Origin of the sequence: Paenibacillus sp. FSL E2-0151 (assembly GCF_037993015.1) — a bacterium.
Taxonomy (GTDB): Bacteria; Bacillota; Bacilli; order Paenibacillales; family Paenibacillaceae; genus Paenibacillus; species Paenibacillus amylolyticus.
This window is the reverse complement of the sequence record NZ_CP150308.1, coordinates 1,047,189-1,062,674: the sequence shown is the minus strand read 5'-3', so window position 1 is coordinate 1,062,674 and position 15,486 is coordinate 1,047,189. Positions and strand designations below refer to the sequence as shown.

The window sequence follows — 15,486 nt, the reverse complement described above, 5'->3', positions numbered from 1 at the left end:
ACGACTCCCATTAGTTAAAATTAAAATAATTGCACTACATATATATGCACATGCACATAATTGCTCAAAAAAATTTATTTCATCTTTTCATAGATACGATTCATCACATTCATGAATGCTTCAAGCTCTTCAGGAGAACATTCGGCGAGTGCCTCTTGCTCTTGCTGTTTTGCCTTTGGTGTCAGAACGTTATTCATTTCCAGTCCTTCCGCCGTCAAACAAAGCAAAACCGCTCTGCGATCCTGTGGATCTTCTTCTCTTGTCACCAAACCTTTGCGAATCAACTTGTCTATAATTTTGCCTACCGTTGTCTGGTCCCGCACGGTTAATTCAGCCAGTTTTTTCTGTGATATATGACTTCCAGCCTTGCTCAATTCATTCAAGACTGCAAATTGTTCCGGAGTAATATCCTGTTCACTCAGATTTCTGGTTGTTGTTTTTTTGTATGCCAGATACGTCCGTGACAGAATCAGTCCAAGTGGATTTTCATCCATATTAACAGGCATGCTGTTGCTCCTTTCTCTACATAGTAGCACTACCATCTAATTTGCGTAAGCTCTATATTATTACCATATTTACATTACTGTCAATTTAATTTTTTATCTTTTCAAGCAAAAAGAGACCCACCCGTTAGTCAGGCAGCTCTCTCCTCTGGCATCGTCAAGCCATACTTACTCGGGCTTGCCACTTGAAGGTTCGGTATCGTCCTTCTTCTTTGTGCCTTTACTTTTATAAGGCTTCGGTGCACTTTTCGCCCGGTTAGCAGCGGCTTGCCAACGGTTCCAGCCTTTTTTACCCGTACCACGGCCGGTGCCGCCTTTTCCTTTTGCATTGCTCATGTTATCACTCCAATAATCCTGTATATGCTTAAAAATGACCGTCCTCGGTAACTTATTATGCAACCCAGCCCATCTAATTCACTTCCAGCATTTCTTATTATACCAAAAATCCACGTCTTTACGTCCATTTCCATAAATCATTGTATTGTTATTCTGTTATGAAAGCGGTATAGTGGACATAATTGAAAGAGGAAGCTGCGTCTTCTTCGGGATTGTTACTGGTAAGCAGGCGATACCCAAACCAAGGCTGTCTATTAAGCCTTAGTTTGGGTTTTTTGTTTTTATTACGACCAATTGAGGTGAAACACATATATGATCATCCGTCAGATTTTTAACAACAATGTCATCCGGGCTGAGAACCAGGTTGGTCACGAATTTGTTGTCATTGGCAACGGTCTTGGCTTCAAAAAGAAAAATGGACAGCCTGTGGATGAGGATAAAATCGAAAAAACCTTTGTGCTGAAATCGGATAAAATACCACAAAAATTAATCGATCTGATTGGGGAAACATCGGTTGAATATTTGAAGTTAGCGGACGAAATTGTAGGCCATGCCAAAAAGGAAATGGGCGATATTTTTAGTGATAATATCTATATTTCATTGATCGATCATATTCAGTTTGCCATTACCCGGTACCGTAAATCCGTCGGGCTGAAAAATTCCCTTTTGTGGCAGATCAAGAAGTTTTACAAGAAAGAGTTTGGGATTGGTATGAACGCTGTGGAGCTGATCCAGGAACAATTCGGCATCCAGATGGATGAACATGAGGCCAGCTTTATTGCGATGCATTTTGTTAACGCTCGTCAAGATGCTCAAGGCATGAAACAAACCGTTGAAATCACTGAAGTAATTGATGATATCTTCAACATTGTGACCAACCATTACCACATCGCCCTGGATGAGAATTCATTTAATTATTCCCGGTTTATTACCCATCTGCAATACTTTGTGCAGAGAATGTTGAGTAATGAACAGGAGCAATTTGCTTCAGGAGATAACTTTCTGTATGAGCAGGTGAAGGACAAATATAGCAAGGCATTTGAATGCACACAACGGATCAATCAGTACCTCGAAGACAAGTTTGAAAGTGCCATGTCCATTGATGAAAAGGTGTATTTGACGATCCATATTCAGCGTGTCACTTCCCGTAACGAGTTGCTGGACGCGGAATAAAAAAAGCTTGCAAACGATTTCGGCGTCATATATAGTAGGTCTCACAACTTAACGACAAGGATTGTTACTGCTCAAGCAGGCGATACCTAAATGATTGGCAACAGGTCATCTTTCCGATGATCATAGCCATTCGTTTAGGTATTTTTTTGTTTTCAGGCAATCTTAACAACAAAGGAGAATGAACATGGATCATAAAAAAATGGGGGATGACATCGTTCGTCTCGTCGGCGGAGAAGCCAATATCAATGGTCTTGTCCACTGTGCAACCCGGCTGAGATTCGACCTGAAAGATTCCAAAAAAGCCGAACGCGAAACGCTTGAAAAGCATGACGGCATTATTACCGTTGTCGAAAGCGGCGGCCAGTTCCAGGTTGTCATCGGTAGTAACGTGGCTCATGTATATGCGGAGATCATGAAAAACCGAGATTTCGGAGGAGATTCCTCCTCATCAGCTGAGTCCATAGGGGAAAAAACCTCGCTATTATCCAAAGTTTTTGAAATCATATCCGGAAGTTTCTCACCGTTAATCCCGGCTATGGCAGGATCAGGTATGCTAAAAGCTTTGCTGACTGTCCTGACCATGCTCGGATGGATGTCGGATACAAGTGACACATACTTGATTTTATCCGCTGCCGGCAACGCTGTATTTTATTTTTTGCCCATCTTCCTTGGCATCACACTGGGTATGAAGCTGAAAGCCAATCCTTATGTAGCTGGCGTAATTGGTGCCGCTCTAATGGAACCTAGTTTCACTGGGCTGATGGATAAGGGCTCAGATGTATCGTTCCTGGGTATACCGGTTGTGATGATGAATTATTCAGCCAGCGTATTCCCAATCTTCATATCGATTAGTATCTACGCTGTTCTCGATAAGTTACTCAAGAAAATCATTTTGAAAGACCTGCAATTGTTCCTTGTACCAATGATTGCTTTGATGATTATGGTTCCGCTGTCCGCAATGGCCTTTGGACCATTCGGTACCACGGTAGGTGACTGGATCTCTTCCGGCGTAACTTGGCTCATTGGTGTCAGCGGTATATTATCAGGGGTTGTACTGGGTGGTTTCATGACCTTCATGGTTGTGTTCGGACTCCACTGGGGCTTCACTCCAATCACGATACAGAACATCGGGGTTGGCGGCGATCCGATTGAAGCCATGGCTGCTGCAGCTGTATTTGCACAAATCGGTGTAGCCTTCGGTATTTTCCTGAAAGCCAAAAAGAACAAAACCCTGCGCACTCTTGCTGGCTCAACCAGCCTTACAGGTTTACTCGCAGGAGTCACTGAACCAATTGTATACGGTTTGATCCTGCGTTATAAACGTGTGATTCCTATTGTGGTTATCGCAGGTGCGATCGGCGGTGCCATCAATGGTCACTTTGGTGTTAAAATGACTGCTTATGTGTTCCACAATATATTTGCCATTCCTGTCTATACACCAACGGTTGTCTACGTAATTGCGATTGCCTGCTCCTTTGCGGTAGCCGCGGTATTAACGGTGATGTTTGGTTATGAAAGCAAAACCAAAGACAAAGTTTCCGCGACCAATGAATCTGTCCCCCACACGTCAGTTGAAAGTACGCCGGCAGAACTTCCTGTCGTACCTGAGACCAAAACAACGGAGATCAAGAAAGAACAAATTTATAGCCCACTTACTGGTAAATCCGTAGCACTGAATACCATTAACGACCCCGCCTTTTCGACTGGTGCTATGGGCAAAGGTTTGGCGATTGTCCCTGAGATTGGCGAAGTTGTCGCTCCCGTAGATGGCGTTGTCACTTCCCTCTTCCCAACTGGACATGCCATTGGATTAACAACCAACGCAGGAACGGAAATCCTGATTCATATCGGCATCAATACAGTAGCGCTAAAGGGAAAACACTTCTCTCCAGTTGTTCAGGAAGGTGATATCGTCAGACAGGGCGATCTGTTGATCCAGTTTGACATCGATAAGATCAAGGAAGCCGGATACGAAACCGTAACCCCTGTCATTGTGACCCTAACGCTGCAAGAAGTAGATGTGTTCGAAACAACTCAGGAACAGGTACAGAAAAATGATGTCCTGCTGACTCTCGTTGTCTGACCCAACTTATCTTATACGAATTCAACTTAGGAGGAACTAACTATGAAACATACTCAACTGAAACCATTTCCTAAAGATTTTTTCTGGGGAGGTTCAACCTCTGCCTATCAGATTGAGGGAGCCTGGAATGAAGATGGTAAAGGCCCTTCTGTCATCGACATGGGGAATCATGTGGAAGGCGTAACCGACTTCAAGGTAACCAGTGATCATTATCATATGTACAAAGAAGATGTGGCGTTGCTCGCCGAAATGGGCTTCAAAGCCTACCGTTTCTCCATCGCATGGACACGCATCTATCCGCAAGGAGCGGGTGAGGTAAATCCGAAGGGACTCGCCTTTTACGATTCTCTCATTAATGAGTTAATTAAATACGGTATCGAACCCATTGTGACGATGTATCACTTCGATCTTCCTTATGCGCTTGAAGAAAAAGGCGGCTGGTCCAACCGAGCAACGATTGATGCTTTTGAACAATATGCCAAGACCCTATATGAGAACTACGGAGATCGGGTTAAATATTGGCTGACCATCAACGAACAAAATATGCTAATCCTGCATCCTGGCTCTCTGGGTACACTGGATACAACACTTGTTGATCCGCAAAAAACACTGTATCAGCAAAATCACCACATGCTGGTTGCTCAAGCTAAAGCCATGGTCCTGTGTCATGAAATGCTGCCTGAAGCCAAGATTGGCCCAGCTCCCAATATCGGTGTAATTTACCCGGCGAGTTCCAAACCAGAAGACACACTCGCGGCTGATAACTATGCTGCCATTCGTAACTGGCTCTATCTCGATATGGCGGTATATGGACGTTATAACCATATTGCCTGGAGTTATCTCGAAGAGAAAGGATATACGCCTGTCATTGAAGACGGAGATATGGACATCCTGGCTCAAGGAAACCCTGACTTTATTGCGTTTAACTATTATACTTCCCAAACGGTTGGTGAAAGCCTGAACGATGGTAATGACTTCTCCCATACAGGAGACCAGCATGAAATCGTAGGTGAACCGGGCGCATATAGAGGATCTGTGAATCCCAATCTGCAAAAAACGGAGTTTGGCTGGGAAATTGATCCCGTGGGCTTCCGCTCTACCCTGCGCCAGATCTACTCCCGTTATCACCTGCCATTGATTGTTACGGAAAATGGTCTGGGTGCCTTTGATAAACTGGAGGAAGGCGACGTGGTTAACGATCCATATCGTATTGAATTCTTCAATAAACATATCGAACAGATTCAACTGGCGATTACGGACGGCGTGGATGTATTTGGCTTCTGCCCTTGGTCTGCGATCGATCTGGTCAGCACACATCAAGGGTCGAGCAAACGTTATGGATTCATCTATGTGGATCGTGAGGAATTCGATATCAAGGAATTGAGACGTATCCGCAAACAGAGTTTCCACTGGTATCAAAAACTGATTGAAACGAATGGAGAAATTCGTTAATACACGCACTAATAAAAAAGTCGACTGCACATGAAACATGTGTAGTCGACTTTTTTGGTGTTGATGCATTGATATGGAAGCTTTATTTTCCAATTATAAAATTACATTTCAGCCTTCGGTTGTTTTACCGCTTTGGCCCCTCTGAGTACTCGTAGGGATAACAGGAAACAGATCGCCAGAACGGCAGCTGCTGAAACATAAGGATAGTTAATATTCACATCGAACAGTGCTCCAGCTACGATTGGACCTGCGATATTCCCCAAACTGGTATACGCCGAGTTCAGTCCGGCCACAAAGCCCTGTTGTTCTTGTGCCAGTTTGGACATCTGTGTACTGATCGCCGGACGTAAAATATCCATACCCAGAAAGACGATAAACGTTACGACGAGAATCATCCAGTACGTACTTACAAACAAGGTCAACAGTACAAATACGGCTACAAATAACAGACAGACTGAAATGACCATCTTTTCACCAAATCGATTGAGCAACCAACCGATCAAGGATACTTGCACAACCGCACCCGCGATGGAGCCAAATGTAATAATAAATGCAATGTCTTTGGTCGTGAAGCCAAACTTGTGATCCACAAATAGTGAAAATACCGTCTCATAGTTCGCCAGACCAAATGCCATAACAAACACGATGATCAAACTGAAAAAGTACGGTTCACGGTATGAATTGAGCAATTGGGATACCATACCCGGAGCTTTGGCCTTTGTTAAACCAGGGATAGGTTTACTTTGTTCTCCTGTACTTCGTGCAGATTCCGGCAAAATAATCAATGTAATGATGGATGCCAGCAAACCGGCAACCCCAGCGGCGTAGAATGGAATTCGAATGCCAAAGTCCGCAATGTATCCACCAATTCCCGGACCGATGATAAATCCGGTTGTAATCGCTGCATTAATCAAGCCCATACCTTTACCGCGTTCTTCCTCTGTTGTAATATCTGCGGTATAAGCCATAACCGCCGGGAAGATCATCGCCGCACCAATACCGCCTAACATGCGGGCTGCAAAGAGCAAGACTGGTGCATTGACCGCACCAAACATAAACTCCGATACGGCAAAGATCAGCATGCCGCCAACGATAATTTTTTTACGTCCCCATGTATCCGACCAACGACCCGCAAGCGGGGAGAACAGAAACTGGGTGAAGGAAAATGCCGCTACCAGCAATCCAACCGTGAATCCGGTGATATGCAGTAGATCCATATACGCAGGCATGATCGGCACAACCAGACCAATACCTGTAAAAACGAGAAAAATATTAAACATTAACAGCAGCAATGCGCCCCTGTTCCGTGTTAGTAATGCCATGATTCCATCCTCCGTAGTTGTCAAAATGTTGCTTAAGCTTTATCTTTTGCAATCCCGTGTAAGAATACACTAGCGGCCTGGCGGTATAACGCAAGAGCCTGATCAGGCTCCATCCCCCGTGACATCTGACTAAGGCCAATAATGGTACTTTCCAATATGAGCGCGAGATTATCTACATTGTCTGCTTTGAACTCACCGCTCTCAATGCCTTGCTCTATCATTTGTTTATTAAATTGAATATGCCGCTCAAACATTAAGGAGATCCGCTCCTCAATATCATTTTCTTTCTTCTCCCCTGTGAAGAACTCATCAGCTGCCTTCGTCAGCGGGTGATTCATATCGTCCAGAACTAATTGCTCCGCCAAACCATAAATTTTCTCCGTGGAGGTGCGATAGAGATGTTCTTTGGCCGCCCAACTCTCTTCCCACTCCCGGTCCCACTCATCGATTAGATAGAGGAACAGACCTTCCTTACTTTTAAAATGGTAATATATATTGCCTTTGCTGCTGCCCGTCGCAGCTACAATATCCTCAATGGACGTTGCTTTATAACCTTTTTGTACAAAAAGGGCTTTGGAAGCATCCGCAAGTTTTTTCTTGGTCTGCTCAGTCTGTAGTTGTTTTTTATTCATATTCATTCCATTTCACTCCGTCCCATCCATACTGAACATTCGTTCTGTATTTTAACAGATGCACCCAATATAAGCAATGAAAAAGGAGAATTGGCACGCATGCCTACTCTCCCTCAACAATCATTTCACTTTTTTACCTTTACCATGCAATATTTTCAGTTGACCATTCTCATAACCCAACTGATACTCGACCCGATATTGCGATAGTATATATTCCCCATCTTTGCGTTCATTTGCTGTAATCATTGCCTTCACTTCCATCTCGTCATCGCCTTTATTGACTGAGGATACCTCACTGATGGTCACCTCACTTGTATTTAGATATCCTTCTCTGAACTTGGCATATGTTGTAGCACTCTGCCACTCGCTTCCGAGCAGTGCATAAGCGGTGACATAATCACTCAGATTAAGACTTGCATAAAAGTCCGTTACAATTCCTTCTGCTTGCAATGTCTTAGTGGCTGAACCCAAGTGAGTATCTCCAGCCGTCCGCACCGACGTTGTGCCAGAAGGATTTTTGGACCATGCCTGAACCTGCTTGAGCACACTAGTCATAGGAATACTGAATCCTATTCCCCCCTCCTGTTCCACGACCGCCGAATTAATGCCGATCACTTCACCAGTCTCCGCACTAATGAGTGGTCCACCACTGTTGCCATGGGTTATTGGTGCCGAGATCTGATAGAGGTTACTATAGATGTAAGGCGCTATTTCAAAGCTACGCCCCAACCCACTGATGATTCCGGTTGTTACGGTGTTCTCTAGCCCAAGTGGACTACCCAATGCCAGAATCTCGTCTCCGGTCTCAGCTTTGGATTTGGCGATGATTAACGGCTTAACTTTTTTCAAATCAGGAACTCTGACTACAGCTACGTCTGTTTCATCACCAATACCAATAACCGTCCCCTTATATTCCTCATGGTTCAAGGTCCGAATAGTTACTTCATTCGCCCCCTCCACTACATGGGCATTGGTCACGACATCTCCCTGATCATTGTAGAGAAAACCGGAGCCCAATCCGCTGCTACTCTCGATCGTTACAACTTTCTTCTGGCTTTCTTCTATAATCTGTTTGCGTGTCTTCTTCACAGGTTGCTTGGAGGCAGTCGTGGCTGCCGCATTTTCCGTTTCCTTCGCGGCAACAACTGCCAGTCTGGGCCCATCCTGCAACTGATCTGCTGAATGCTGGTGTATCCAGAACACGCCCCCTGCTCCAGCACCAATGATAATAGCACTGGATATGATCATACTCCATGTTCGTTTGGTCATTCCAACCTGTCCTCCTATTCGAGATACCACGTTGCATTCACAACAGAGATTTCCGCTTCCTCGTACACACCATAATAATAGGTTTCAAAAAAACCTTCTTCCCCCACATCCAGCCAGCTTGGATACACATCTGCATAAGTTTGGCCCAGATATATACCGTCTATATTATAAATATCAATCAACACTGTAATGGAAGAGATCGGACGAGTTGCATTATTGATCAATGAACCGCTAATATAAAGATCCCCGTACATATCAAGCGTCGCATCAACGTTCACGACACTTACTGCCGCCGTTCGATTCATCAGATCTTCTTCTGCAGCCTGTTGCTCCGCCAGTTGAATCCGATCCGCTTCCGCTTTTTCAAATGCCTTTTTTTCACTGAGCACCCGTTCACGATACGAAGTCAGTTTTTCATTTTCCGGCGCATAGGACAATCCCTGGTCGACCGTTTGTAACGCAATTGTGAAATTCTTTTGCTTTACTTGCTGTTCCGCCTCTTTATAACTTATGCTTGCGAGCTTGTCGACAATTTGCTTCTCTACTGTCTCAGCTTCCTTGCCTTTCAAGTCTGATATGGTGTCCAACTTCTCGGCTAGTGCCTCAATTGTTGTCAAACTGTCGATTTCCTTTTTCACCTTCAATACGGCCAGTGTTACCTTTCTGTTGTTGAATGCGGCACGCACTTTGGTAAAAACAGGTTCTTCCCGCTCCATCAACGCTTTGGCTACAGCCTGAATGGTCTTGTCTCCTGCGGACAGCTTTCCTGTCTTCAGACTTGTGGACGCCTCATCCAACTGATTCATCAAGTTGAACGCCTTCGCCGTAATTTGCCGATCCTGTATAAGTGCATCATAGTTCGGTCGTTTCGTTAGAGCGCTGTCTAGCAGTTGGAGAGCCTCTTTATATTTTCCCTCTAGTGCAGCCTGTTCCGCCTGTTGGTGCAGTGATTTAACCTCTGCATTTATACCTGTTTCCTGCTTGTAATAATACGTTAGCAAAGCTCCTACAACTACTGCCAGAAGTATGGGAATAATCCAGCTAAATGCAAGGCCTTGACCCGTATTTCCCTGTTTGGAAGCTGGTTGCTGCTGACGGGACAACGAATCAATTGCTTTTTGCGTTCCTTTATCCAAGTCAATGGCTGTTTCTGCCCAGATCTGTTCCTCTGTAGAGCTTGTTTCTTTCAATTTGGTTCTACACTTTCTGCACGTGTTATCCGCCGGACTGTTTTTGGTCCCACATACATGACAATACACCCTGATCCCTCCACTTAAGAACATATGTATACTTCGCTTTCCCGGGGTTCGCCTATCGCATCAATTGCTAAAAAACACCAACATGAATCGATAATTATCATATAGCAAAAAGGAATATTACACCATATGTTCTGTAGATATCATGTTTAAACGAGTCATACTGGATGCAAAAGAACCTTCCTATTAATCTAGGAAGGCTCTAGTTATTTTCATTTTATTACTCCGAAGGAAAAGCGCTGAGATCCATATAGGAAACTTCCCACAGGTGATCATCCAGATCCTGAAAACTCCATCCGTACATAAATCCGTGATCCTGTGGTTCGTTGGATGGCTTCCCTCCTGCATCGAGGGCAGCTTGTACAATCACATCTACCTGCTCACGGCTATCTACAGACAGGGCAACAATGACTTCGGTTGTATCGGCGGCATTGGAGATTTTTTTTGAAATGAAGGATTGGAAACGTTCCTCCACCAGAAGCATGGCATAAATATTATCCCCGATGATCATACAAGTAGCAGACTCGTCCGTAAAATTGGCGTCAAACTCAAATCCCACCTTAGTAAAAAACTCAACGGATTTCTTCAAATCTTGAACAGGTAAATTGACAAAAATCTGCTTAGCACGAATAGCCACCATCGATCACCTCGAACTCATAGAATACATTCCACCTCAAAATAACACCTCGCGTATACGCTGTCAATTGAATATAATGAAGACATTCCAACTTGTGAGGTGACACGGATGTTGCTCCGTATTGTTCGAAGTAATTAGTCGTCGGGCTGGGTCAAAACGCGTACCAGCTATCAAGGGATACGTCTGTCCATTTGATCCTATTCGACCATTTACATTAGAACGATTGGGCACAACTCTCTTGTCCTGTTCAAACAAACTCACATTGGAGGAATATGAAAATGAAAAACAAAATAGATTACGCTGACTTTTATGAACGCGTAGGCCGGACGAATGGCTGGAACTTCAGCTCCATGAACGTTGTCTCGGAGAACATCGGATGGAACTTCTATGAGGAAGTTGTTCGCCATACGCGATCGTCCGATCTGTTGCTGGATATTGGAACAGGTGGTGGAGAAGCTATTCTGTCCATTGCGGAAGATGCCTTATTACTGGTGGGAATTGATCTCGCTCAAGGAATGATTGAGACCGCACAGCATAACCTTCAGGCTACGGACGGTCATTCCAATGTACGCTTTCTTCATATGGACGCAGAAAAACTGGCTTTTCCAGATTACTTCTTTAATGTGGTATCTTCCAGACACTCTAGGTTCTCTGCTTCAGAAGTATTTAGAGTTCTTGCTCAGGGTGGGATATTTCTAACCCAGCAGGTCAGCGAACATGATAAATCCAACATTTCAGAAGCTTTTGGCCGTGGACAGAGCCTTGGCATTCAACCTGGCACATTGATGGAACGATACAAGCATGAACTTCAAATAGCAGGTTTCCATGACATTCAGGCCCGTGAATATAATGTGGTGGAGCATTACGCTACACCTGAAGATTTGATGTTTCTCCTAACCCATGCACCCATCATTCCTGATTTCGGAAAGGTAGACACTGACTTCGAGCGATTCCAGCAGTTTGTGAATGAACATCGCGACGAGAAGGGCATTCATACCAACTCGGCACGCTTCATGATCACTGCAAGGAAATAAATGATCCCATATTGAATAAAATGAAATAAAAAAGACCCGGTCACATGTGAGAACTATAACATGGTGACCGGGTCTTTTTATGATGTTTGCGAGGCTATATATTAAATCGGATTTACTGCGTAATCTCCAACTTTTCCAAAAAAGGCTTTAATTTATCCACGACATAGTGGCTTCCCCCTCGGCCGTTCACCTCTTCAATTACAGCGGATAACAGGAAGGTCGGAGAGTCGGTATCAAACACTACGAAAAATCCGTTTTCCTGTCCCTTCTCTCCCTTTTTTGCTTTCAGCTCCGCTGTTCCCGTCTTGCCCGCGAGTCCTCCAGGAATTGAATTCAAGGTGTGGGCCGTACCTCCCTGCCGGGAAACAACTTCTTCCAAAGCATCCTTAACCGTATTTGCGGCTTCCGGAGTAATAATTACCTCAGGGTCAGTGCTTTCTTTTCCCTCGATCAGAACAGGTTTCACCAGCTTCCCTTCATTAATAAAAGGTGTAAATGACGATGCCAGATGAATCGGGGACATTAACATCTCCCCTTGCCCGTAGGACGTATCAGCGAGTAACACCTCAGACGACAGATCCAGATGTGCTTCGTTGGCATATTGGCTTGGCTTCAGATACAGTTCATTCAGTCCAAAGTTATCGCCAAAACCAAATTTCTGGATCCCATCAATAAACTTGGCGCTGCCCATCTCGATCGCTTCCATGGCAAAGTAAATATTGTCCGAGTACACCAGAGCATCGACCATGTTAACCGGGGATAAACTCTTCACACGCTTAACATAATAACCGCCCCAACTATCGTCTTTACGCCATTGCAAGCCAGAGATATCATGGGTTTTGTCTGCTGTGGTCACCTTCTCCACCAGTCCCGCTGCGGCTGTAATCGCTTTGAAGGTTGATCCTGGTGCATACCGGGTAGTGACTCTGTTGATAAAAGGAAGCTTCTCATTCGCCGAATAAGCATCCCATTCTGCCTGAGTAAGTCCTGTGACCATTTTGTTCGGGTTATAGGAAGGCGCACTGACCAACGCCAGCAGGTTGCCGTCCGTCGGATTCATTAGAACCATTGCACCGGCATCTCCACCACTGGATAATGTCTCATACAATTTCTTTTGTTGTTTGGAGCTAATCGTCAGTTGTACATTCTGTCCATCTACAGCATCCTTGCGAATAAGCTCAGAACGAGAGTTACCGGATTCATCGGTGATTTCGATCAGACCACCACGTTCACCACGCAGCTGCTTCTCCATGGACTGCTCCAAACCCGCTTTGCCGATCCAATCTTCTGCGCGATAATACCCTTCCGTATCCTTATCCAGATCTTCCTTGGTGGCTTTGCGCACGTAACCAATCAGGTGCGCAGCCGCCTCGCCGAGTGGATAATAGCGGATTTCCTTGCTTTGCATCGTAACCCCGCTTAAAGATTCTGGCACGTCAAACTCCTCCGTTGAACCAATCGGGACAAAATACTCCGGCTTCACCCATGTCTGCGCAAGCGCCTTGTGAATGGCATCTTCCGAAACCTGATAATGGCTCGCGATTCGGGTAATCATCTGGTCCGGGTTATCACCAAGTTTCTCAGGTACAATGCCCCATTCATTCATCGTCCCCTTGGTAGCGAGCGGCAAACCATCACGATCCACAATGTCTCCACGATCGGGGAACAGTGTCCTCACTCGTACCTTACTGCCCTTAGCCATGTCATTCAGGATCAGCGAAGGCTGCCAGTTAATTTGCCAGTTTTTGCCCCCGTCCTCAAGCTCGTGCCGGACCAGTTTTAATGTATGCGTCTCACTGACTTCACCCAAAAAAGTTGTCAGTTGCAGGTTGTAATCCACCTCATACGTATCCGGGTTTTGTTTCTCTGCATCGGTCTTACTGCCATCGGAAGTCGTTTCGGCAACCTCCACAGGTTTAACCTCCGCCTTGACGGTGGATACTTCCATACCCGAATAGATCGCATTGTATTTCTCAACAAATTGTTCCTTGTTCATGCCCGACTCTTGCAGCGAAGCAGGTGTCATCAAGGTGTACAACTGGTCAAATTCTTTTTTTTGCAGATGCTCTATGTATTGATTCACGGTAGTCTGGGGCTTAGCCTCTGCTTCTTTGTTATTCTGCATGTATAGATACATTCCGATTCCACCTGCAAACAAGATGGGCAGCAGTCCGTACATTAATTTACGTTTTGATTTCATGGTTACATCACCTCTAATATACACTATAGATTTCCAGAGCCATTTAAACAATGAAACAAATCTGACGAATTTATCATTAAAAATAGCCGAAAGCTCACATAATATGTTTAAATAAGGAGAGTGAGATTACATACTAAAGCTTTTTTGCTATGCAAAAGGCTGAAAAGGAGCCCGATGATGGAAATCAGCTATTTTTTACTCCCCAAAGCCGAAGTGGCCTATATCAAGTCTACCGCTTCCATGAAAGATGCTATTGAGCAATTGGAATCGCAACACTACACCGCCGTTCCCGTGATTGACCAGGATGGAAAATATGTTGCTACCCTGTCCGAAGGCGATTTGTTATGGAAAATGCGAAATACACCCGGATTGACTTTTGATACGATGGATCAGGTTCAAGTCCATGAGATTAACAATCGGGTATATAATGAATGTGTATTCATTGAGGCTGAAATGGAGGATATGCTGACACTTGCAGCAGACCAAAATTTTGTGCCCGTGGTGGATGTCGATCGTGTCTTCCTCGGTATTATCCGTCGTAAGGATATTATTGAATACTATACGCGTAACATTTCGGATTAAATGAAGTCAAACATCCTGTAATAAACGAATATTCAACTCGAAAGGGTACTCCTGTGGTCATGTTTTGGCCAAACCGGGGTACCCTTTTTGTTTCATGGTCTGGTCGGAATCATTCTACTTGCGCTTAGCCCGCTCATCAATGTAATAACTCAACACGTCCCTCGGACTTCCCTGAAATGCACGCTCTCTGCCGAACTCATACGCCTGATGCAAATACGAATACGCCTCGTCATGCTGTTCAAGTCTCATGCAGATCATGCCGAGGTCGATCAACGGACTTGTATTTCTATCCGAACTCCGCGTACTTAACGATATCTCAGCCCACGGCTTCGCCAGTCCATACTGCTTCAGATCGATATGTGCATTCGCATGACAGGATGCAATCCAGCTTGCAATCTCCCATTCCATCTTCGGCTCGGGCAACATGCCCCATGCCTGATCATAATAGATAAGTGCTTGTTCATGCTGCTGCGTCTCATCCAGCATATTACCGGCTTCTACCGTTTCTACAATTTGTCGCTCCAGTTCGACATGTTCCGGTGTTAGATCTTTCATTGCACCGTATCCTCCTCTAGAACGAAATACCACTCCAGAAAAGCATTGAAATCAGCCCACTGCGGCTCACTCTCACCATTAAGAAACCGTTCAATCGATTCGCCCAGTTCCACCAGCACCACTTCTCCCGTCTGACGGTTGTAGAAAAATCCACCTTCACCTTCAAAACTGTCCAGTGGAATATACGCCTCGGGAAGTCCCAGTGTAAGCTGTGCTACATTCATGTCTTCCATATACACGGTGTTCTCCATAAACCAGCAGATCTGATACAACTCCTGATGCCTGCTGTAGAAAGTTGGTCCATCCTCTGCATGTAAATAAAATTGTGCAAAATCCGATTGAAGATCAATTCCAAGCTTCCGCAATGCTTCTTCGTAGGCTGCTGGAACATCTTCATGCCACCAGCCTTGCTCCTGGCAATGATCAATCACTTTATTGGATAACATCGCAGA

15 protein-coding genes are annotated in these 15,486 nt (G+C 44.8%); 5 read left to right on the top strand and 10 right to left on the bottom strand.

Annotated features, from left to right (window positions below; all coding sequences use genetic code 11):
• Positions 1-74: 74 nt before the first annotated feature.
• Positions 75-506 (bottom strand): MarR family transcriptional regulator, encoded by a 432-nt coding sequence (locus MHI55_RS04925; RefSeq protein WP_036605963.1) that lies wholly within the window; start codon positions 504-506, stop codon positions 75-77.
• A gap of 165 nt (positions 507-671) precedes the next feature.
• Positions 672-839 carry a DUF3934 family protein gene (locus MHI55_RS04920; protein ID WP_340389124.1) on the bottom strand — a complete coding sequence of 56 codons (168 nt, stop codon included), beginning with the start codon at positions 837-839 and terminating at the stop codon, positions 672-674.
• Positions 840-1,151: 312 nt separating this feature from the next.
• Here MHI55_RS04920 and MHI55_RS04915 point away from each other — a divergent pair, with 312 nt between their 5' ends.
• The 3 genes from MHI55_RS04915 to MHI55_RS04905 all read left to right on the top strand — a co-directional run bounded on the left by MHI55_RS04915 (position 1,152) and on the right by MHI55_RS04905 (position 5,547).
• Positions 1,152-2,012: a PRD domain-containing protein gene (locus MHI55_RS04915; protein WP_340389122.1), complete on the top strand. Its 861-nt coding sequence runs from the start codon at positions 1,152-1,154 to the stop codon at positions 2,010-2,012.
• Positions 2,013-2,196: 184 nt separating this feature from the next.
• Positions 2,197-4,095, top strand: coding sequence for a beta-glucoside-specific PTS transporter subunit IIABC (locus MHI55_RS04910; protein ID WP_340389120.1), 1,899 nt, complete (start codon positions 2,197-2,199; stop codon positions 4,093-4,095).
• A gap of 42 nt (positions 4,096-4,137) precedes the next feature.
• Positions 4,138-5,547, top strand: coding sequence for a glycoside hydrolase family 1 protein (locus tag MHI55_RS04905; protein WP_074093605.1), 1,410 nt, complete (start codon positions 4,138-4,140; stop codon positions 5,545-5,547).
• 101 nt (positions 5,548-5,648) lie between these two features.
• Here MHI55_RS04905 and MHI55_RS04900 read toward each other — a convergent pair whose 3' ends face one another.
• The 5 genes from MHI55_RS04900 to MHI55_RS04880 all read right to left on the bottom strand — a co-directional run bounded on the left by MHI55_RS04900 (position 5,649) and on the right by MHI55_RS04880 (position 10,663).
• A complete protein-coding gene (locus MHI55_RS04900) occupies positions 5,649-6,869 on the bottom strand; it encodes an MFS transporter (protein WP_062327247.1) in 1,221 nt (406 codons plus the stop codon).
• Between the two features lie 32 nt (positions 6,870-6,901).
• Complete coding sequence (locus MHI55_RS04895; RefSeq protein ID WP_074096742.1) at positions 6,902-7,501, bottom strand: TetR/AcrR family transcriptional regulator; 600 nt, start codon at positions 7,499-7,501, stop codon at positions 6,902-6,904.
• A 120-nt stretch (positions 7,502-7,621) separates the two neighbouring features.
• Positions 7,622-8,770, bottom strand: a complete 1,149-nt coding sequence (locus MHI55_RS04890) for a trypsin-like peptidase domain-containing protein (protein WP_340389118.1) — start codon at positions 8,768-8,770, stop codon at positions 7,622-7,624.
• 14 nt (positions 8,771-8,784) lie between these two features.
• Positions 8,785-9,960 (bottom strand): FxLYD domain-containing protein, encoded by a 1,176-nt coding sequence (locus MHI55_RS04885; protein WP_340389116.1) that lies wholly within the window; start codon positions 9,958-9,960, stop codon positions 8,785-8,787.
• Between the two features lie 286 nt (positions 9,961-10,246).
• Positions 10,247-10,663 carry a VOC family protein gene (locus MHI55_RS04880; RefSeq protein ID WP_036606080.1) on the bottom strand — a complete coding sequence of 139 codons (417 nt, stop codon included), beginning with the start codon at positions 10,661-10,663 and terminating at the stop codon, positions 10,247-10,249.
• A 278-nt stretch (positions 10,664-10,941) separates the two neighbouring features.
• Here MHI55_RS04880 and MHI55_RS04875 point away from each other — a divergent pair, with 278 nt between their 5' ends.
• A complete protein-coding gene (locus tag MHI55_RS04875; protein ID WP_340389115.1) occupies positions 10,942-11,697 on the top strand; it encodes a class I SAM-dependent methyltransferase in 756 nt (251 codons plus the stop codon).
• 112 nt (positions 11,698-11,809) lie between these two features.
• Here the strand turns inward: MHI55_RS04875 and MHI55_RS04870 are convergent, their stop codons facing one another.
• Entirely contained in the window at positions 11,810-13,897 is a 2,088-nt protein-coding gene (locus tag MHI55_RS04870) for a penicillin-binding transpeptidase domain-containing protein (RefSeq protein ID WP_340389112.1), read from the bottom strand.
• 177 nt (positions 13,898-14,074) lie between these two features.
• Here MHI55_RS04870 and MHI55_RS04865 point away from each other — a divergent pair, with 177 nt between their 5' ends.
• Entirely contained in the window at positions 14,075-14,479 is a 405-nt protein-coding gene (locus tag MHI55_RS04865) for a CBS domain-containing protein (RefSeq protein ID WP_036605969.1), read from the top strand.
• A gap of 114 nt (positions 14,480-14,593) precedes the next feature.
• On the opposite strand, the gene MHI55_RS04860 is transcribed toward MHI55_RS04865, so the two are convergent.
• On the bottom strand, positions 14,594-15,034 hold the full coding sequence (locus MHI55_RS04860; protein ID WP_340389110.1) for a hypothetical protein: 441 nt from the start codon (positions 15,032-15,034) through the stop codon (positions 14,594-14,596).
• On the bottom strand, positions 15,031-15,480 hold the full coding sequence (locus MHI55_RS04855; protein ID WP_047840576.1) for an SMI1/KNR4 family protein: 450 nt from the start codon (positions 15,478-15,480) through the stop codon (positions 15,031-15,033). The genes MHI55_RS04860 and MHI55_RS04855 overlap by 4 nt, the downstream gene beginning before the upstream one ends.
• Positions 15,481-15,486 lie beyond the last annotated feature (6 nt).

Coding starts and splice junctions, on each gene's coding strand:
- MHI55_RS04925 (WP_036605963.1), bottom strand. CDS start 506: ATGCCTGTTAATATGGATGAAAATCCACTTGGACTGATTCTGTCACGG.
- MHI55_RS04920 (WP_340389124.1), bottom strand. CDS start 839: ATGAGCAATGCAAAAGGAAAAGGCGGCACCGGCCGTGGTACGGGTAAA.
- MHI55_RS04915 (WP_340389122.1), top strand. CDS start 1,152: ATGATCATCCGTCAGATTTTTAACAACAATGTCATCCGGGCTGAGAAC.
- MHI55_RS04910 (WP_340389120.1), top strand. CDS start 2,197: ATGGATCATAAAAAAATGGGGGATGACATCGTTCGTCTCGTCGGCGGA.
- MHI55_RS04905 (WP_074093605.1), top strand. CDS start 4,138: ATGAAACATACTCAACTGAAACCATTTCCTAAAGATTTTTTCTGGGGA.
- MHI55_RS04900 (WP_062327247.1), bottom strand. CDS start 6,869: ATGGCATTACTAACACGGAACAGGGGCGCATTGCTGCTGTTAATGTTT.
- MHI55_RS04895 (WP_074096742.1), bottom strand. CDS start 7,501: ATGAATAAAAAACAACTACAGACTGAGCAGACCAAGAAAAAACTTGCG.
- MHI55_RS04890 (WP_340389118.1), bottom strand. CDS start 8,770: ATGACCAAACGAACATGGAGTATGATCATATCCAGTGCTATTATCATT.
- MHI55_RS04875 (WP_340389115.1), top strand. CDS start 10,942: ATGAAAAACAAAATAGATTACGCTGACTTTTATGAACGCGTAGGCCGG.
- MHI55_RS04870 (WP_340389112.1), bottom strand. CDS start 13,897: ATGAAATCAAAACGTAAATTAATGTACGGACTGCTGCCCATCTTGTTT.
- MHI55_RS04865 (WP_036605969.1), top strand. CDS start 14,075: ATGGAAATCAGCTATTTTTTACTCCCCAAAGCCGAAGTGGCCTATATC.
- MHI55_RS04860 (WP_340389110.1), bottom strand. CDS start 15,034: ATGAAAGATCTAACACCGGAACATGTCGAACTGGAGCGACAAATTGTA.
- MHI55_RS04855 (WP_047840576.1), bottom strand. CDS start 15,480: ATGTTATCCAATAAAGTGATTGATCATTGCCAGGAGCAAGGCTGGTGG.